The organism is Flavihumibacter fluminis (assembly GCF_021491375.1).
GTDB classification, from domain to species: domain Bacteria; phylum Bacteroidota; class Bacteroidia; order Chitinophagales; family Chitinophagaceae; genus Flavihumibacter; species Flavihumibacter fluminis.
Genome location: NZ_JAKEVY010000006.1, coordinates 46,064 through 60,729, shown reverse-complemented (window position 1 = coordinate 60,729; position 14,666 = coordinate 46,064). Strand labels below are relative to the sequence as shown.

Sequence of the window (14,666 nt, the reverse complement as noted above, 5' to 3'; positions counted from 1 at the left end):
TCGTTTAATGTCCGTCCATCTTCACCATCCTGGGTTGAAAGCTACCCAAAATAGATACAAGATCCGTTTGACAGGCCATCACTTCTTCCAGGTTTTTATAGGCCTGGGGTGCTTCATCCACACCACCGCCGATCAGGCTGACATTTGCTTCTTTCAGGGCCAGTTTCATAGCGGATCGGGTGATGGATTCATTGGCAGCGCGACGACTCATCTGTCTTCCAGCTCCATGTGAAGCAGATTGCAAAGAAGATGCCGCACCCTTTCCTTTCACAATATAACCGGGAGCCGCCATGGAACCAGGAATGATGCCCAGTACATTTTCACCAGCCGGTGTAGCGCCTTTCCGGTGAACAATCAGTTCTTCGCCATGGATGATTTCCTTCCAGGCAAAATTGTGATGGTTCTGCACCGCGACTACTGGTTTCTCTCCAATTGCCTTCGCAATTTTTTTGTGAATCAGTTCATGACAGGCGGCGGAATAATCGCCGGCCAGGTTCATGGCAGCCCAGTATTCAGCACCTGCTTCCTCCTCGAGGTATAACCACGACAGGTGTTTGCTTTCCCCCTGCAACCTACGAGTTGAGATAGCGAGCTGCGTATAGTGCTGCGCGATCTTAGCCCCCAGGGCACGTGATCCCGAATGAGACAGGAGTCCCAGCCATTCACCTGCTGGCATGCCCAATGTGCTGTCTTTTTCCTCAATTTTCACAATCCCGAATTCCACAAAGTGATTGCCACTTCCGGAGCTTCCCAGTTGTTTCCAGGCCCGGGTGTGCAGGTACTTGAGAAAAGGAATCTCGAAAAAGAGCCGGTTGTCCATCACCGCATGATCCGGTGAACGATCAAACTGTTTGCTGCTTCCAAACAGGGTTTGTTCATCCAGAATGCGTTCAAAAAAACCGGGTTTCTGGTTGAGTACCGCGCCTTTCACAGCAAAAATACTCAGTGCCATCCGGCAGCCGATATCAACGCCTACGCCATAGGGGATGACAGCATTTTTGGTGGCTAGCACACCGCCTATCGGTAATCCATAACCGTGGTGTGCATCCGGCATCAGTGCGCCGGCCACGCTAATGGGTAAGCGTGCGGCCTGGTACATCTGGTGCAGGGCAGATTCTTCAATTTGTTTCCGGCCATATATATTGAATTGAATACCCTGTGTATTCAGGGATGATTCAACGGCCGATGGTAGTTTATTTTCCATTTTTTTAATTGGTGGCCAATACCCTTCGGAACCCCATCACTTGTGTTTTTTTAGGTTCGTAGTTGGTAGAAGCCGGGTTCAATAATTCTGCCAGTGAAACCGGTGCATCGATGGTTGTTTCGATGTTCAGTTTACCAGCCAGTTGTTGTGCTTTGTCGACGCTCAGTTTGCCGAATTCGTATTGAGCAATCAGTCGACCTTTTCTTAATAAGGCAGGATCCACCAGGTGCAGTGCACTGTTGAACGTACAGATGATCTGAACATTCAGGCAATCACTCAGCAAGCCATCACTCAGGTTCAGCAGGTTGCTGACAGAATGATTGGATTGATAGGTGCGGTCCAGGATGATATTCTCTGCATCTTCAATCACAAGGATAGAGTTCGGGTGTTCGATCAGCAGATCCATAAAATCCGGATTCATCAGGTTGCCTGCAACCGAAGGAGAAAGGAACAACACTTTCTTTCTCACTTTTCCGATCAGATAACGCAGGTAGGTAGTTTTACCGGTACCTGGTAATCCGTGCAGGAGTACAATTCCTTTATCCTGCTCTTTTAGTAATCGTTCCTGAATCTTTGCATCTACTTCAATGAAGTCATCGTTGTAATAGAGATTCAGGTCCAGCTCGCTGGGTTGGATGTTGAGCGGTTTCAGATCTAATCCGTAGTTGTTGGAATTGATGATGTGAATCTGGTGCTGACCTTCTTCTTTTTCTTTTGGAAAATCAACCAATGCCTGCATGATTTGCTCAGCACGATCATGATCCAATACATCGTACGCCAACTCGGCGAAATCTCTGCCCAGTTCAATAAGTATCTTTCCTTTCAACTCAACAATACTCAGGGTGAATTCCTGTCTTTGCTGCTCCCAGTTATAGAAGTTACTTTGATGTACCTGAATAACTTTTCCTGCAGCATGTGTTAATAAATATTCCAGCGCTTTACCCGGATCGATATTGTTGATAAAGAGCACGGAAGGTGCTTTGCCAAATCTGTACAGGTAATAGGATTTTACTTCCAGGTAACTGTTATAGAACAGATCAGATTGAATATTGACGTCTGATCCGTTCACGATTGCGCGCACGATATCTCTTATCCGCTGTAATGCGGATGCTAAAATTGTGTTCATAAAAAATTGATTGAATCGAAATAAAAAACCCCGCTGTTTCGGCGGGGTTACTATACTGAAGTTGTTCGCTTAACGATTGGGAACAAACCACACCCCGCGCTGAAATGCACAGCCAGAAAGGCTTTCAGCGGTATGTTTACGATATGTGTTAAAGCGGGGCATTGTTCTTGTTTTTAAAATTTGTGAATGCAAAGATGGTTTAATTTTTCTGATTTCAAAATAGTCGATGAAATTTTTTTATTGAATAATAAGTCGCCCGGTTTTTTCTTTTACACCATCGCGGGTTATGATATAGATATAAACTCCACTGGAAAGTTGGGTTGTTGCAATCGATTCTGTTGTAGCGTTTAATTGTTTTCTCAATAAGGGCCTGCCTGTCATATCAAACAACACAAGTATGGCTGCTTCCGGATCTTTGGATAAGATGGTTAGCGGAGCTCCTTTTCTTACCGGTGACGGAAATACAAAGAAATCAGAGGAGCTGAATTGGTAAACAGGCAACCACTCAGTGTTGTAGGATGTACCATTGGCAAGTGTTACGATCGCTCTGTAAAGGTTGAGTCCGTCTCTTGCTGATGCGGACCTTGTAAAAAAGCGGTTATTGGTTACTGTTATAGAATCAACCGTTTCAATCCCTGTGCTTGTTTTTTGCTGGAAACGAACGGTTGCTACCTGGTAAGTAGTACCCAACTCCAGTTGAAGTTTTGCAGCTCCCGGGCCATCAGGATCAGCAAGGAAATTCTGGATATAACAACTGGTTAGTTGGTTCTGGTAAGTAAAGGCGTAGGAACGTCTTCCTTCTTTCTCCTTTTCAAACAAGGGAGACACACTGAAATGTGTGAAGGGGTTGTTTTGTTTGGACTGAATCAGAAGCGTATCACTTATCGTTGTAAATGCTTCGAGGTAGTTTTCACCAAGACGGTATACACGATACCCAATTGCTTTTGGTACAGGTGCCCAATAGATCAGGAAGGAGTCCGCGCAGTTAAAGCCGGTAACCATTCTGGTTTCATTGGACACAGTGATGGTATCGGATACGATTTCTGTATCAGTAAACACAAAGCGGAACTGAACCCATTGAAGAGAGTCGGGCACGCTCCAGGGATAATTGCTTAATCCGGGTTGAATCGCGTTGGAGATCAGTTTCCATTGAGTGTTGCCTGATCTGTAGAAAAGCGATCCGGTTTTATTGCTGTTTATTTCCCAACGGAGGCGATGCTGGTTGCCAGGTGTAAGAATATCAGCCTTTGTTGGATAGGTGATCCGGAGCTGATCAAGGCTATCCAGTTGCCAGGCGATAGCAAAAGCTTGCTGTGTTGTTGTTAAGTCGCCTGCGCGAATTTCAATGGTATAAATTCCGGCAGTAGGCAGAGCAATACTGATTTGCTCCAGGTTATTCAATGAATCGCGGCCCCGGTTGGCGGTTTGATTACCGGAGAGGGCAGTGGCACGATGATCCAGTACCCAGGGTAGGATGGCATTCCCGTTTGGATCCATTACGCGCAGGTCCAGATCGTTTACCAGGGCAGGAAAACTATTGGCGGTGGCAGCAGGATCATTCCAGGCAAGGGTAATCTTACAGGTAGCAGTTTGTTCCGGCACCTCTATACTAAATCGCAGCACCGCATTTTCGGTTATACCTGCCAGTGTGTACTGGCCTTTTTGCAGGAGTTCTATGGCTTTGACTGCATTCAATGCCCCATAACCGGATTGAAAATCTGGTCCCGGTGCGTTTACTTCATCTGTACTGGTAACCAATACAGCCCGGAGTAGTGCTGAGGGTGCCGGCCTGGAATGCATATTTTGATAGAGCTCCTGCAGCAAAAGCGTGGTTCCGGATACCAGTGCTGCTGCGCCGGAGCTGCCATCTTCTCCAAAGGCAATGAGTTCCGGTTTGATTCGACCATCGTGTGCGGGTCCCCGTGAGCTGAGAGGCACCACCCGTTGCAGGGAGTCCATTGCTCCGACTACCAGGCTGTTTTTACTCATTTTGAAACTGCCGGTGAGGTTGGCCCATCCTGTAATGCCGGCATAGGGGCCATCCGGACTGGTTTCAGTTCCCCGGTTGCCTGCAGAAAAAACATGCAGCAGGCTGGTATCTTCATTGAGTTGCTGGTCGTAGGCAGCAGCATCCAGACCGTAAAAATTTTCTATTCCCACTCCATAGGAATGGTTCTGAACAGTAACGCCCTGGCTCTTCAGCAGGCTGGTTGCATCGGGCATCAGTTCTGCAAAATCAGCGGATCGGATACCTGCCCCCCAGGCGGCACCTTTGCCTGTGTAGTAGGTGTTCCCTCCACCTGCTGCAATCGTAGCCATATTGGTTGCATGGGTTTCCATCTCCGGGGCTGCATTTATGGAGGGCAGCCATCTGCCTTTGAAATCGATATCAGTTGTATCGGGTTTGCTTTCCTTGATAGAGATCACCTGGTTCCTGCCGGAGAGTTCGGGATACCAGAAATGGGCTGCATTAAGTTTATTGGCACTGAGGTCGAACCCGGTTAATTCTCTTTCGGTTGTGGGTTTCCGGTAGCGGGAAACTTGTTCAATGCCGGGTGATTTCAATAGCTCCGGAAGCCTGGAGGGATTCATTCGTACAACAAAAGTTGACCAGGCAGCATTGGTTCTCAGGATGCGTAATTTGCCTTCCTGTTCCAGCCCTTTAAGTTCAGCCGCGGAAGTCGCACGGATAATCAGCTCCAACTCCTGGCGCCCGATGGTGTTGGCTGGATAGTCGGCTAGTAAATCGGGGGATAGTTTCCAGAGATCATTAACCGGCCGGAGCTTGGGGATGTTTTGTTTTGATTTCGGGATCTCATCGCGGTAGCGAACAATAAACCGGGTAGGTGAGAGTCTTCGTAGAATGAGTACATCAGGAGGAACTGTACTGGATTCCAACAGAAAGAATTGTCCGCTGGTAGCTGAATCCAGCAATCGTTCTGTTCCGGGTATATGTATTTCTTCCTGTGCCTGTATGTGCAGGGTCAGGACAAGAAAAAGGAGCAGGGAACAGGTTGTCTTCATATGTTTGACGTAATCTAAAATAGGAAATCCGGACTGGATCTGACTGTGCAACACAGATGCAAAAATATTTATACTTATCTAGTACTTTAACAGTATTTTAAGACTCTAAAAACACACACACCTATGTTGAACAAATTTTATGTTGCAGCTGCTGCTGTGCTGCTATTCAGTGCTACCTCCTGTCAGAAAAACGACGCCCCCGTACAGGAAGAAACCATCACCAATGATGTTATTAACAGTGTAAAAGCGATGGGCTTCTCAACCCAGAACATCATGGCCACAGAAGGGGGCTATATCGTGGAAGGCGATATTTTTATTCCAGGTTCAGATTTGAAACGCGCTCACAATGGAACCATTCTGAGGGTGGGAGAATCTGAGCAGTACCGGACTACCAACCTCGTAACAGGATTGCCCAGGGTTATAACCATTTCAGTGGATTCAAAACTTCCCTCCTCTTATGTTGCTGCTACTGATGATGCGATTGCCCGCTTTAATGCGGAAAATTTACAGATCACCTTTCAGCGGGTTAGTTCAGGAGCCAGTATCGCTATCAAAGCTGCACCCCGTAATGCACGTTACCTGGCTTCCGCAGGATTTCCTACCAGCAACGGCAATCCTTACAACCAGGTTTTAGTTGCTACGCGCCAGATCGGAAACCAGCCTCAGGCTACTGTTGCTACTATCCTGGCACATGAAATTGGCCATTGCATTGGATTCCGTCACACTGATTATATGGATCGCTCTTATAGCTGTGGCGGTTCAACTGCTAATGAAGGTGCTTCTACTGTTGGTGCTATTCTGATTCCTGGTACACCAGCCGGACCGGATCCCAATTCCTGGATGCTGGCTTGTATCGGCAGTGGTCAGAACAGACCTTTCAATAACAATGATAAAACGGCACTTGCTTACTTATACTAACACTCAAGCATCCGTACTTGCATGAAGGAGGCCGTTCGTAGTACACGAACGGCCTCTCTTTATGGGAACCAACCTCAACCTCTCAACTTACTGAATGCTATGGTATCCTTTTCTAACCGGAGAGATATCACCGATTACCACGATGGTGGTGGGGGCTGGTAATTTCTCATTGTTCCGGCCGATGGAGTAATAGCCTTTTTTAACTTCCGGGGCTTTCCTGCTCAGGGCAGTTTCGCTTACCGGCTGTTTATTGGATGGCAGTTCAGCTGCCTTGTTTTTCATGGAATAAAATCCTTTCTGGGCGGCTTTTACAGGTTGCTTGTCCTGCGCCATGGCTGTTCCGAATGTAAGTGCTGCTATAAAAAGAGTATTTGCTATCTTTTTCATGCTATGTAATTGATGGATTAAAAAATGAAATACACGGTTTGCTGATCGTCATCTGATCAGATGCGTCAGTTAAATAAAGAAGTGAGACCAGCCTAAATCAGAAAACTTCGGTGCTGCAGATAGAGGGGAGAGTCTGGGGCAAAATGAACCCTTGTGGTCAGCCGCTCCTGTTTTGTAAGATTGGTTGAACCAAGCACTTGTTCACGAACAGGGGTTGATACCGGCAGTTGGGCTGCCTGAACCCTGGTTCGGTAATGAATGAAATGCTCCTCCTGCTTTTCTTCCGTGGTAGATCTTTGATCTCCGCTGTTTGTGATCTCAGCAAGGGAAGCAGGATCCACCAACTGCTGAAGGGCCGCTCCCGGCAAACTTGCCACCAGGAACAGAAGACCGAGCAATATGGTTAGTACCTTTTTCATTTTTTGGTAATGCAAAGATACTAGTGCCCAGTTGCTTACTTATTTAGATTTTTGTTAAATCGTTCACGCAGGTAGGAGCGGGTAAGGATGCCGGATTGCTTGAGATCAGTTTCTTTCCAGCCCCCTTCGGAGGAGGCGGAGGGGTATAATACAGAGCAGGTTTCATCCTTGTCTGAAACCGACCAGGTTACCCAACTGATCTTATTTTTCTCTGACCAGTCGATCCAGCGTTTCCACTCTTCTTCATTCAGCGGACCATTACCTGTTGCTTCCATCCCCGCGGATTCGGATATAAAGAGAGGAATCCCTTTTGACAGCGCATACTCACCCCGATCGCGCAGAAACTGCTTATGCGTGGCAGCATAATAATGCAGGGTGTACATAATATTCGTCTGCCCTTTTATTGGATCATCCGCAACCAGGTGCAGATCCTGGTCCCAATGCGGATTGCCAACCAGTATAATGTTATCGGTATCAATTGCCCGGATAGTTTTGATCAACTCAACAGAATAAGCCTTTACTTCTTCCCAGCTTTCCTGGTCTGGCTCATTGAAAATTTCATAAATGAGATGCGGGTAGTTGCCATAGCGTGCAGCAATCTCCTTAAAAAATGCTTTCGCCTCTTCCAATTGAATATTGTGCGAATGCCAGTCGACAATGACATAAATATTTTGCTCAATCGCCGCCCTGATTACTGTTTCAATGGCTTTCAGGGAGGTCGCTTTCGCATGCAGGTATCCGTTAGGTTTGGGTTCAATCCCCATGGCAGCGCGCACCAGGTCCACTTTCCAGTCATTGTGTAGCCATTTTACGGCACCGGCAGTATAAAATCTGGGCCAGAAATTATGCCAGCCAAAACTCATGCCCCGTAGTAAAACGGGCTGCCCCTGCTGATCACAGAGCTGGGTTCCGATTACCTTCAGCTGCCCATATTTTTTAACGGGCTGGGCAAAGAGGAGAGTGGGCAAAAAAATCAAAATAAGAATGATATACCGGCGCATGCATCGTTGATTGGTGAACAGTAAGTTCCAAAAAAAACACCACATTGCTGTGGTGTTGTAATTTATTCGCTAAAGTAGCTTATCCGAAAGCCTGGGTGATATCGTCCTTGATATCATCAATATGCTCGATGCCCAGGGAAATGCGCAGTAATCCGGGTTCAACTCCCGCTGATTTCTGTTCCGCCTCACTTAACTGTTCGTGGGTAGTGGTAGCCGGATGGATGATCAGTGTTTTCGCATCACCTACATTAGCGAGGTGACTGATCAGTTCCAGTTTGTTCACAAATGCATCAGCAGCTTCCTTGCCTCCTTTGATCTTGAAGGACAATACACCACCGAATCCATTCCGCAGGTATTTCTTCGCCAGCGCATGGTATTTGTTGTTCTTGAGTCCGGGGTAGTTGACATATTCCACCTGGGGTTGCTTCTCCAGCCATTCAGCCAGCTCCATGGCATTGTCAACCGTGCGCTGTACCCGAAGGCTCAGTGTTTCCAATCCCTGCAGGAAAAGGAAGGAGTTAAACGGACTCACAGCAGGACCGAGACTTCTCAATCCGGTTACCCTTGCCCGTATGATAAAGGCGATGTTGCCAAATGGTCCGCCTGAACCAAATATGTCCCAGAATTTCATGCCATGATAGGCTTCATCCGGCTCTGTGAAATAAGGAAACTTGCCATTGCCCCAGTTAAAATTACCTGCATCCACAATGATACCACCAATGCTGTTACCATGCCCGCCAATCCACTTGGTAGCGGATTCAACTATTACATTCGCACCGAAGTCAATAGGGCGGCAGAGATAGCCGGCTGCTCCAAATGTATTGTCAACAATCAGGGGAATGTTGTGCTTTTTTGCGATGTCTGACAGGCGCTCAAAATCAGGAATACTGAATCCGGGGTTGCCGATCGTTTCAACATACAATGCTTTGGTGCGGGCATCAATTTTGGATTCAAAATCAGCCGGATCATCCCCATTGGCAAATCTAACCTCGAAGCCTAACCGCTTGAAGCTCACCTTGAACTGGTTGTAGGTCCCGCCATATAGGAAAGATGAAGACACGATATTATCGCCCTGCTGCAGGATGTTCTGAAAAGTAATGAACTGTGCTGATTGTCCGGATGCCATGGCCAATGCAGCCACTCCTCCTTCCAATAACGCTACCCGTTTTTCAAATACATCCGTAGTGGGATTCATCAGGCGGGTATAGATATTACCAAACTCCCGCAGTCCAAACAGATTTGCTGCATGTTCAGCACTGTCAAATACAAAGGAGGTGGTTTGGTAAATAGGTACCACCCTGGATTTGGTTACCGGATCGGGTTCCTGCCCGGCATGCACCTGCAGGGTTTCAAATCGGAGTTGCTTGGCCATAGTTTGTTGTTTTGAATGTCTACAAATATACTAGGAATTGTAAATCAAGTGGACAATTGAGCAGGATCAGTTTTTAAGCAGGGTGTAGATTCTATTTTTAAACCTATGAAAAAGTTTCTGCTTGTACTGGATGGATTTCAACTTTCCATGGGAACAGTTGATTTTGCGATCCGCCTCGCAAAGTCGGAACAGGCGCAACTGGTGGGTTTATTTCCGGAGGAACCAACCTATCGCAGTTATGATATGTACCGGGTGATCATGGGCGCCAGTGATGTGGACCAAACGGTGGAAAATCTCGACAAGCTGGATGAAGCCAAAAGAGAGGAAGCTATGAGCCAGTTTCAGTCTGCCTGTGAAAAGGCAGGAATTACATTTTCTATTCATCGCGATAAAAGATTGGCGGATCGCGTGGTTATTGAAGAAAGCACCTATGCGGATCTGCTCATTATCTGCAAACTGGAGCGTTTCTCCCTTGCAGAAGAAGAGATCCCATCCGTTTTTTTACAGAAGCTGATGGCGTCCAGTTTTTGTCCCGTTTTGGTAGTACCCCCTGCTTACCAAGCGGTGGATGAGGTATTCATTCTGTATGATGGAAAACCATCTTCGGTATTTGCAGCTAAGCATTTCCGTTATATCCTGCCGGGACTGGCAGCAACTCCCAACGTACAAGTCGTAACCGTACACCCGGAGGGTGAGTCCAGCCACCTACCCAATAATAAACTGATGCGGGATTTTGTAAACAGATTTTATCCCAACGCGAACTATATACAATTGAGAGGATCATCAGAGGAGCAGATCAAAGGGTATGTTCGAAACAACAGCGGCAACGAATTACTGGTTGTTGGCGCTTACAGAAGATCAGACCTTTCGAGATGGTTTAAATCCAGTATGGCCGATGTTCTGATTAAGGAATTAAACAATCCGGTCTTTATTGCTCATCATTAAATTAGTAGTATGCTGAAACGATTTTTAGTCCCCACCGATTTTTCCCCCACTTCCGAAAGAGCATTTAACTATGCACTGGAGCTGGCATCCAGAACAGGCGGTACAGTTGTGCTTTATCATTTGTATACCCCGGCGGAGTCAGGTTATATTGATAATATGACCAAACTCACTGCGTATAACAAGCAGATGGAAACCGACCTGGTGAAAGAGCTCAACCGGCTGGCGGACAAATACAAGGGAAATTATCCCGGACTGATCATCTCAACCGTACTCGGGCGATCTCCTGTGGTGGATAATATCCTGGGCTTTGCTGAACACAATGCCATCGATATGATCATCATGGGCACGCAGGGGGCAAGTGGTTTGAAAAAAGCATTGGTGGGTACCATCGCCTCCCGCGTGATTGAAAAAAGTGATTTGCCCGTGCTGATGATCCCGGAACGATATGAGTGGAAACTGCCAAAGACCCTGGTACTGGCAACCGACTACCAGGCTGCCGATAAACTGGCTTTACCACTCTTATCCGGAATTGCCAATCTATTTGATGCTTCGGTTACTGTTACCCGTTTGATGGATGGCCATGGTACCCCAGATGATGCCCGCCTGGAGCAGGAACGCTTTGATGCCTATGCTACCCGGTTACAGGCTGAGTTTCCTGACCAGCCGATGGAATTTAAATTGATCCGCACCTCTTCCATAGTGGACGCGATGGAACGCCTGGATGATGAGATCCCCTATGACCTGCTGGCCCTGGTTCGCAGGAAAAAGAACTTTTTGCAGAAATTCCTCTTTGAAAGTTTTACCCGCCACATGGCCTATCTCACCAATCATCCTTTCCTGATGGTGCCGGATATTGAATAAATAGTTGGAGCCTATTGGAGCAGGATTTATTGCTGGTTTTCCAAAGTCAGAAGATGGTCGTATTTTACAAAATACGCAGACGAAATGACTGACAAACATTCCATTGGAAACTGGTTATCCAGGCTGGGTCCGGGTATTATTACAGCGGCACTTGTTTTTGGTCCCAGTAAAATGACCATCACTTCCAGGCTGGGAGCTGAATACGGTTATGCGCTAACCTGGATCATTGTAGTAGCCATCTTTTTTATGATCAGTTATGCCAATATGGGTGCCCGCGTTGGAGCTAATGCACCGGGAACTTTTCTTTCTGTGCTCCGGAAGAAATGGGGTAATGCAGCAGCCATCGCGATCGGTTTTGGTATTTTTCTGGTAACGGCATCTTTCCAGGCTGGTAATGCCATTGGAGTTGGCATCTCACTTTCAGAATCAACGCATACTAAGCCAAATGGCTGGATACTTTTATTTACGGGTGCTTCAATTGCGCTGCTCTTCTTTCGCAGTTTTTATGCTGTACTTGAAAAACTGATGATTGCGTTGGTTGGATTGATGTTGTTTGCCTTTGCATCCACCCTGTTGATGACGAAGCCTTCTCTTTCGGGTATTGCATCCGGACTTGTTCCTACAGTTCCGCAAGGATCAACCGGATTGATCATCGCCTTCATAGCTTCCTGTTTCTCCATTGTTGGAGCTGTTTATCAATCTTACCTGGAAAGAGAACGCAGGCGGTTAAAGCCCCATTTGTCCAATGGAAATTCGAGCGCAACTACAGGCATCCTTATTCTTGGCATTATGAGTGCAGTAGTTTTGATTTGTGCAGCGGCAGTTTTGCATCCCCAGCAAATCCAGGTTACCAATGCCGCCGGGATGGCTAAGGCATTGGAGCCTTTATATGGAGAATATGCATCCGGACTGTTTTATTTGGGACTTTTTGGTGCTTCTTTTTCCTCTCTTGTCGGTAACGCTACCGTAGGAGGAAGCCTGATGGGAGATGCCCTGGGTTGGGGGGATGGATTTCGCGATACAAAAGTCAAATTCCTGATAGCAACTGTTATGATAATTGGTGCAACCGTGGCGGTGCTGTTTGGAAAACTACCCCTGGAGATGATCATACTGGCGCAAAGCATAACCATTTTCCTGGTACCCTTTATTGGATTTGCGCTGCTGAGCATTGCTAATGATAAAACCATTATGGGATCAAAAGTGAATACCCGTTATCAATCCCTGGTGGGTTACCTGGGTTGGCTGCTGATTACGGTACTGGCAGTTTTTAATTTTTACGAACTCTTTATAAAATAGCAAGCATGACTGACCGAACAACTGATTTACAAAGCTGGGAAAAGCGCTTACTCGCACCCTCCGCAGCTTTAATCGAAGACCTCAAACAAATTGATGGGGATATCCTGCTGCTGGGTGTTGGTGGCAAGATGGGGCCAAGTATGGCGAAACTGGCTGTGGAAGCAATCCAGGCAGCCGGGATTTCCAAAAAAGTAATTGGGGCATCGAGGTTTTCAGAAAGCAGCCTGAAAGAAGAACTGGAAGCCAACGGGGTGGAAACCATTGCTGTGGATCTGCTGGATGATAAAGCGCTGCAAGAACTTCCCGAAGTAGAAAATGTAATCTACCTGGCCGGACAAAAATTTGGCACTACAGGCAAGGAGGCTTTTACCTGGGCGATGAACAGTTACTTACCCGGACGTGTAGCCGAAAAATTCAAAGACTCCAGGATTGTTGCATTTTCTACCGGTAATGTATATCCGTTTGCACCACTGCATAAAGGAGGATTGGATGAATCCGTTGCTCCTGAACCCATTGGTGAATATGGCCAGTCCTGTTTGGGCCGGGAACGAATTTTTCAGTATTTCTCAGAAAAGAATAATACTCCCACCCTGATCTATCGCCTCAATTATGCAGTTGATTTCAGATACGGTGTGATATTGGAAATCGCAAAATCTGTATGGGAAGGCAAGGCCATTGACCTGGGTTCAGGCAACGTAAACGTTATCTGGCAGGGTGATGCCAATGAAATTGCGATTCGTTCTTTGAGACATTGCAGCAGTCCGGCTCGTATAGTAAATGTAACCGGCCCTGAACTCTTATCCGTACAATGGATTGCCGAACAATTTGGAAAGCAATTCGCAAAAGATCCTGTACTGGTTGGCGAACCGGAACCCACTGCACTATTAAACAACGCTTCTTACTGCCACCAGTTATTCGGTTACCCACGCACCACCATCCGGGATATTATTGATATAACGGCAGAATGGATGAAACAGGGTGGCGACACATTTGGAAAAGCTACTCATTTTCAGGAAAGAAAAGGACAATTCTAAATATGGAACAAAAGAAATTAAAGCCGGCCCTTACTGCGCTTTTGCAGGAAGGAACAGTTATACCCGCGCATCCGCTTGCTCTTACTGCGGATCGTAAGCTCGATGAAAAAAGACAGCGATTGCTGTCCAGGTATTATATCGCCAGTGGAGCTGGTGGGATGGCAGTTGGTGGTCACTCCACCCAGTTTGAAATCCGTGATCCACAGATCAATCTCTTCGAAATGGTATTGCGTATTGCGATGGAGGAAGTAGAAGCTGCCCGCCTGCAACGTCCCTTTATTATGGTGGCAGGAATCTGCGGACCGGTAGAGCAGGCCATCGCTGAAGCTAAACTGGCAGTCTCCTTAGGGTATGATATAGGATTGCTGAGCATGGGAGGGTTGTCTCATTATTCGGAAAAAAAATTATTGGAACGAACAAAAGCAGTAGCAGCAATCATGCCTGTGTTCGGTTTTTACCTGCAACCGGCTGTTGGCGGACGGATATTCAGCTATGCATTCTGGGAAGAATTTGCAACTATTGAAAATGTGGTCGCCATCAAAGTGGCAGCCTTTAACCGGTATTGCACACTGGATGTGGTAAGAGCAGTGGCGGCTTCACCGAGGAAGGATGCCATCGCCTTATACACAGGGAATGACGACAATATCATTGCTGATCTGATTACTCCGTTCCGGTTTAACATCAATGGTCAATGGGTAGAGAAAAACTTTGCAGGGGGGCTGTTGGGGCAGTGGGCAATCTGGACCAGTAAGGCGGTTGAATTGCTGGATTGCATCAAGATTGTTCGGGCAGATAATTCACTGAATCGTGCAGACTTGCTGGCGGAAGGTGTACACCTCACAGATGTCAATGCTGCTATTTTTGATCCAGCCCATGATTTTCATGGTTGTATTCCCGGCATTCATGAAGTGCTGAGAAGGCAGGGACTTCTTAAGGGAACCTGGTGTCTCAATGAAAAAGAGCAATTATCAGGAGGACAGGCGGATGAAATCACCAGGGTTTATACAGCCTATCCGCACATGAATGATGATGCCTTTGTAACTGAATTTTTATCTCAACAGTCCGATTTGTTATCATAA

At 46.8% G+C, this 14,666-nt stretch carries 13 protein-coding genes; 6 read left to right on the top strand and 7 right to left on the bottom strand.

The genetic code is table 11. The features are described from left to right. Positions 1-4 precede the first annotated feature (4 nt). From L0U88_RS19140 to L0U88_RS19130, 3 genes are all read right to left on the bottom strand, one after another. Entirely contained in the window at positions 5-1,204 is a 1,200-nt protein-coding gene (locus L0U88_RS19140; RefSeq protein WP_234868212.1) for an RtcB family protein, read from the bottom strand. A 4-nt stretch (positions 1,205-1,208) separates the two neighbouring features. Further along, complete coding sequence (locus tag L0U88_RS19135) at positions 1,209-2,330, bottom strand: AAA family ATPase (protein ID WP_234868210.1); 1,122 nt, start codon at positions 2,328-2,330, stop codon at positions 1,209-1,211. 237 nt (positions 2,331-2,567) lie between these two features. Then, positions 2,568-5,354 (bottom strand): S8 family serine peptidase, encoded by a 2,787-nt coding sequence (locus L0U88_RS19130; protein WP_234868208.1) that lies wholly within the window; start codon positions 5,352-5,354, stop codon positions 2,568-2,570. Between the two features lie 123 nt (positions 5,355-5,477). Between L0U88_RS19130 and L0U88_RS19125 the strand changes: the two genes are divergently transcribed. Further along, complete coding sequence (locus L0U88_RS19125; RefSeq protein ID WP_234868206.1) at positions 5,478-6,272, top strand: M57 family metalloprotease; 795 nt, start codon at positions 5,478-5,480, stop codon at positions 6,270-6,272. An 87-nt stretch (positions 6,273-6,359) separates the two neighbouring features. Here L0U88_RS19125 and L0U88_RS19120 read toward each other — a convergent pair whose 3' ends face one another. The 4 genes from L0U88_RS19120 to L0U88_RS19105 form a co-directional block, all read right to left on the bottom strand. Beyond that, complete coding sequence (locus L0U88_RS19120) at positions 6,360-6,659, bottom strand: hypothetical protein (protein ID WP_234868204.1); 300 nt, start codon at positions 6,657-6,659, stop codon at positions 6,360-6,362. 92 nt (positions 6,660-6,751) lie between these two features. Then, complete coding sequence (locus tag L0U88_RS19115; RefSeq protein ID WP_234868202.1) at positions 6,752-7,078, bottom strand: hypothetical protein; 327 nt, start codon at positions 7,076-7,078, stop codon at positions 6,752-6,754. A gap of 35 nt (positions 7,079-7,113) precedes the next feature. Continuing rightward, positions 7,114-8,079 (bottom strand): glycoside hydrolase family 5 protein, encoded by a 966-nt coding sequence (locus L0U88_RS19110; RefSeq protein ID WP_234868198.1) that lies wholly within the window; start codon positions 8,077-8,079, stop codon positions 7,114-7,116. A gap of 79 nt (positions 8,080-8,158) precedes the next feature. Further along, positions 8,159-9,451 (bottom strand): O-acetylhomoserine aminocarboxypropyltransferase/cysteine synthase family protein, encoded by a 1,293-nt coding sequence (locus L0U88_RS19105; protein WP_234868196.1) that lies wholly within the window; start codon positions 9,449-9,451, stop codon positions 8,159-8,161. A gap of 105 nt (positions 9,452-9,556) precedes the next feature. Between L0U88_RS19105 and L0U88_RS19100 the strand changes: the two genes are divergently transcribed. The 5 genes from L0U88_RS19100 to L0U88_RS19080 all read left to right on the top strand — a co-directional run bounded on the left by L0U88_RS19100 (position 9,557) and on the right by L0U88_RS19080 (position 14,666). Then, entirely contained in the window at positions 9,557-10,396 is an 840-nt protein-coding gene (locus L0U88_RS19100) for a universal stress protein (RefSeq protein WP_234868195.1), read from the top strand. Positions 10,397-10,405: 9 nt separating this feature from the next. Then, positions 10,406-11,257: a universal stress protein gene (locus L0U88_RS19095; RefSeq protein WP_234868193.1), complete on the top strand. Its 852-nt coding sequence runs from the start codon at positions 10,406-10,408 to the stop codon at positions 11,255-11,257. Between the two features lie 84 nt (positions 11,258-11,341). Next, positions 11,342-12,553, top strand: a complete 1,212-nt coding sequence (locus L0U88_RS19090; protein WP_234868190.1) for an NRAMP family divalent metal transporter — start codon at positions 11,342-11,344, stop codon at positions 12,551-12,553. Between the two features lie 5 nt (positions 12,554-12,558). After that, positions 12,559-13,587 carry an NAD-dependent epimerase/dehydratase family protein gene (locus tag L0U88_RS19085; protein WP_234868188.1) on the top strand — a complete coding sequence of 343 codons (1,029 nt, stop codon included), beginning with the start codon at positions 12,559-12,561 and terminating at the stop codon, positions 13,585-13,587. 2 nt (positions 13,588-13,589) lie between these two features. Further along, positions 13,590-14,666, top strand: a complete 1,077-nt coding sequence (locus tag L0U88_RS19080; protein WP_234868186.1) for a dihydrodipicolinate synthase family protein — start codon at positions 13,590-13,592, stop codon at positions 14,664-14,666.

Bases quoted from the DNA above. Each gene is read 5' to 3' on its own strand.
- L0U88_RS19140 (WP_234868212.1), bottom strand. From the start codon at position 1,204: ATGGAAAATAAACTACCATCGGCCGTTGAATCATCCCTGAATACACAG.
- L0U88_RS19135 (WP_234868210.1), bottom strand. From the start codon at position 2,330: ATGAACACAATTTTAGCATCCGCATTACAGCGGATAAGAGATATCGTG.
- L0U88_RS19130 (WP_234868208.1), bottom strand. From the start codon at position 5,354: ATGAAGACAACCTGTTCCCTGCTCCTTTTTCTTGTCCTGACCCTGCAC.
- L0U88_RS19125 (WP_234868206.1), top strand. From the start codon at position 5,478: ATGTTGAACAAATTTTATGTTGCAGCTGCTGCTGTGCTGCTATTCAGT.
- L0U88_RS19120 (WP_234868204.1), bottom strand. From the start codon at position 6,659: ATGAAAAAGATAGCAAATACTCTTTTTATAGCAGCACTTACATTCGGA.
- L0U88_RS19115 (WP_234868202.1), bottom strand. From the start codon at position 7,078: ATGAAAAAGGTACTAACCATATTGCTCGGTCTTCTGTTCCTGGTGGCA.
- L0U88_RS19110 (WP_234868198.1), bottom strand. From the start codon at position 8,079: ATGCGCCGGTATATCATTCTTATTTTGATTTTTTTGCCCACTCTCCTC.
- L0U88_RS19105 (WP_234868196.1), bottom strand. From the start codon at position 9,451: ATGGCCAAGCAACTCCGATTTGAAACCCTGCAGGTGCATGCCGGGCAG.
- L0U88_RS19100 (WP_234868195.1), top strand. From the start codon at position 9,557: ATGAAAAAGTTTCTGCTTGTACTGGATGGATTTCAACTTTCCATGGGA.
- L0U88_RS19095 (WP_234868193.1), top strand. From the start codon at position 10,406: ATGCTGAAACGATTTTTAGTCCCCACCGATTTTTCCCCCACTTCCGAA.
- L0U88_RS19090 (WP_234868190.1), top strand. From the start codon at position 11,342: ATGACTGACAAACATTCCATTGGAAACTGGTTATCCAGGCTGGGTCCG.
- L0U88_RS19085 (WP_234868188.1), top strand. From the start codon at position 12,559: ATGACTGACCGAACAACTGATTTACAAAGCTGGGAAAAGCGCTTACTC.
- L0U88_RS19080 (WP_234868186.1), top strand. From the start codon at position 13,590: ATGGAACAAAAGAAATTAAAGCCGGCCCTTACTGCGCTTTTGCAGGAA.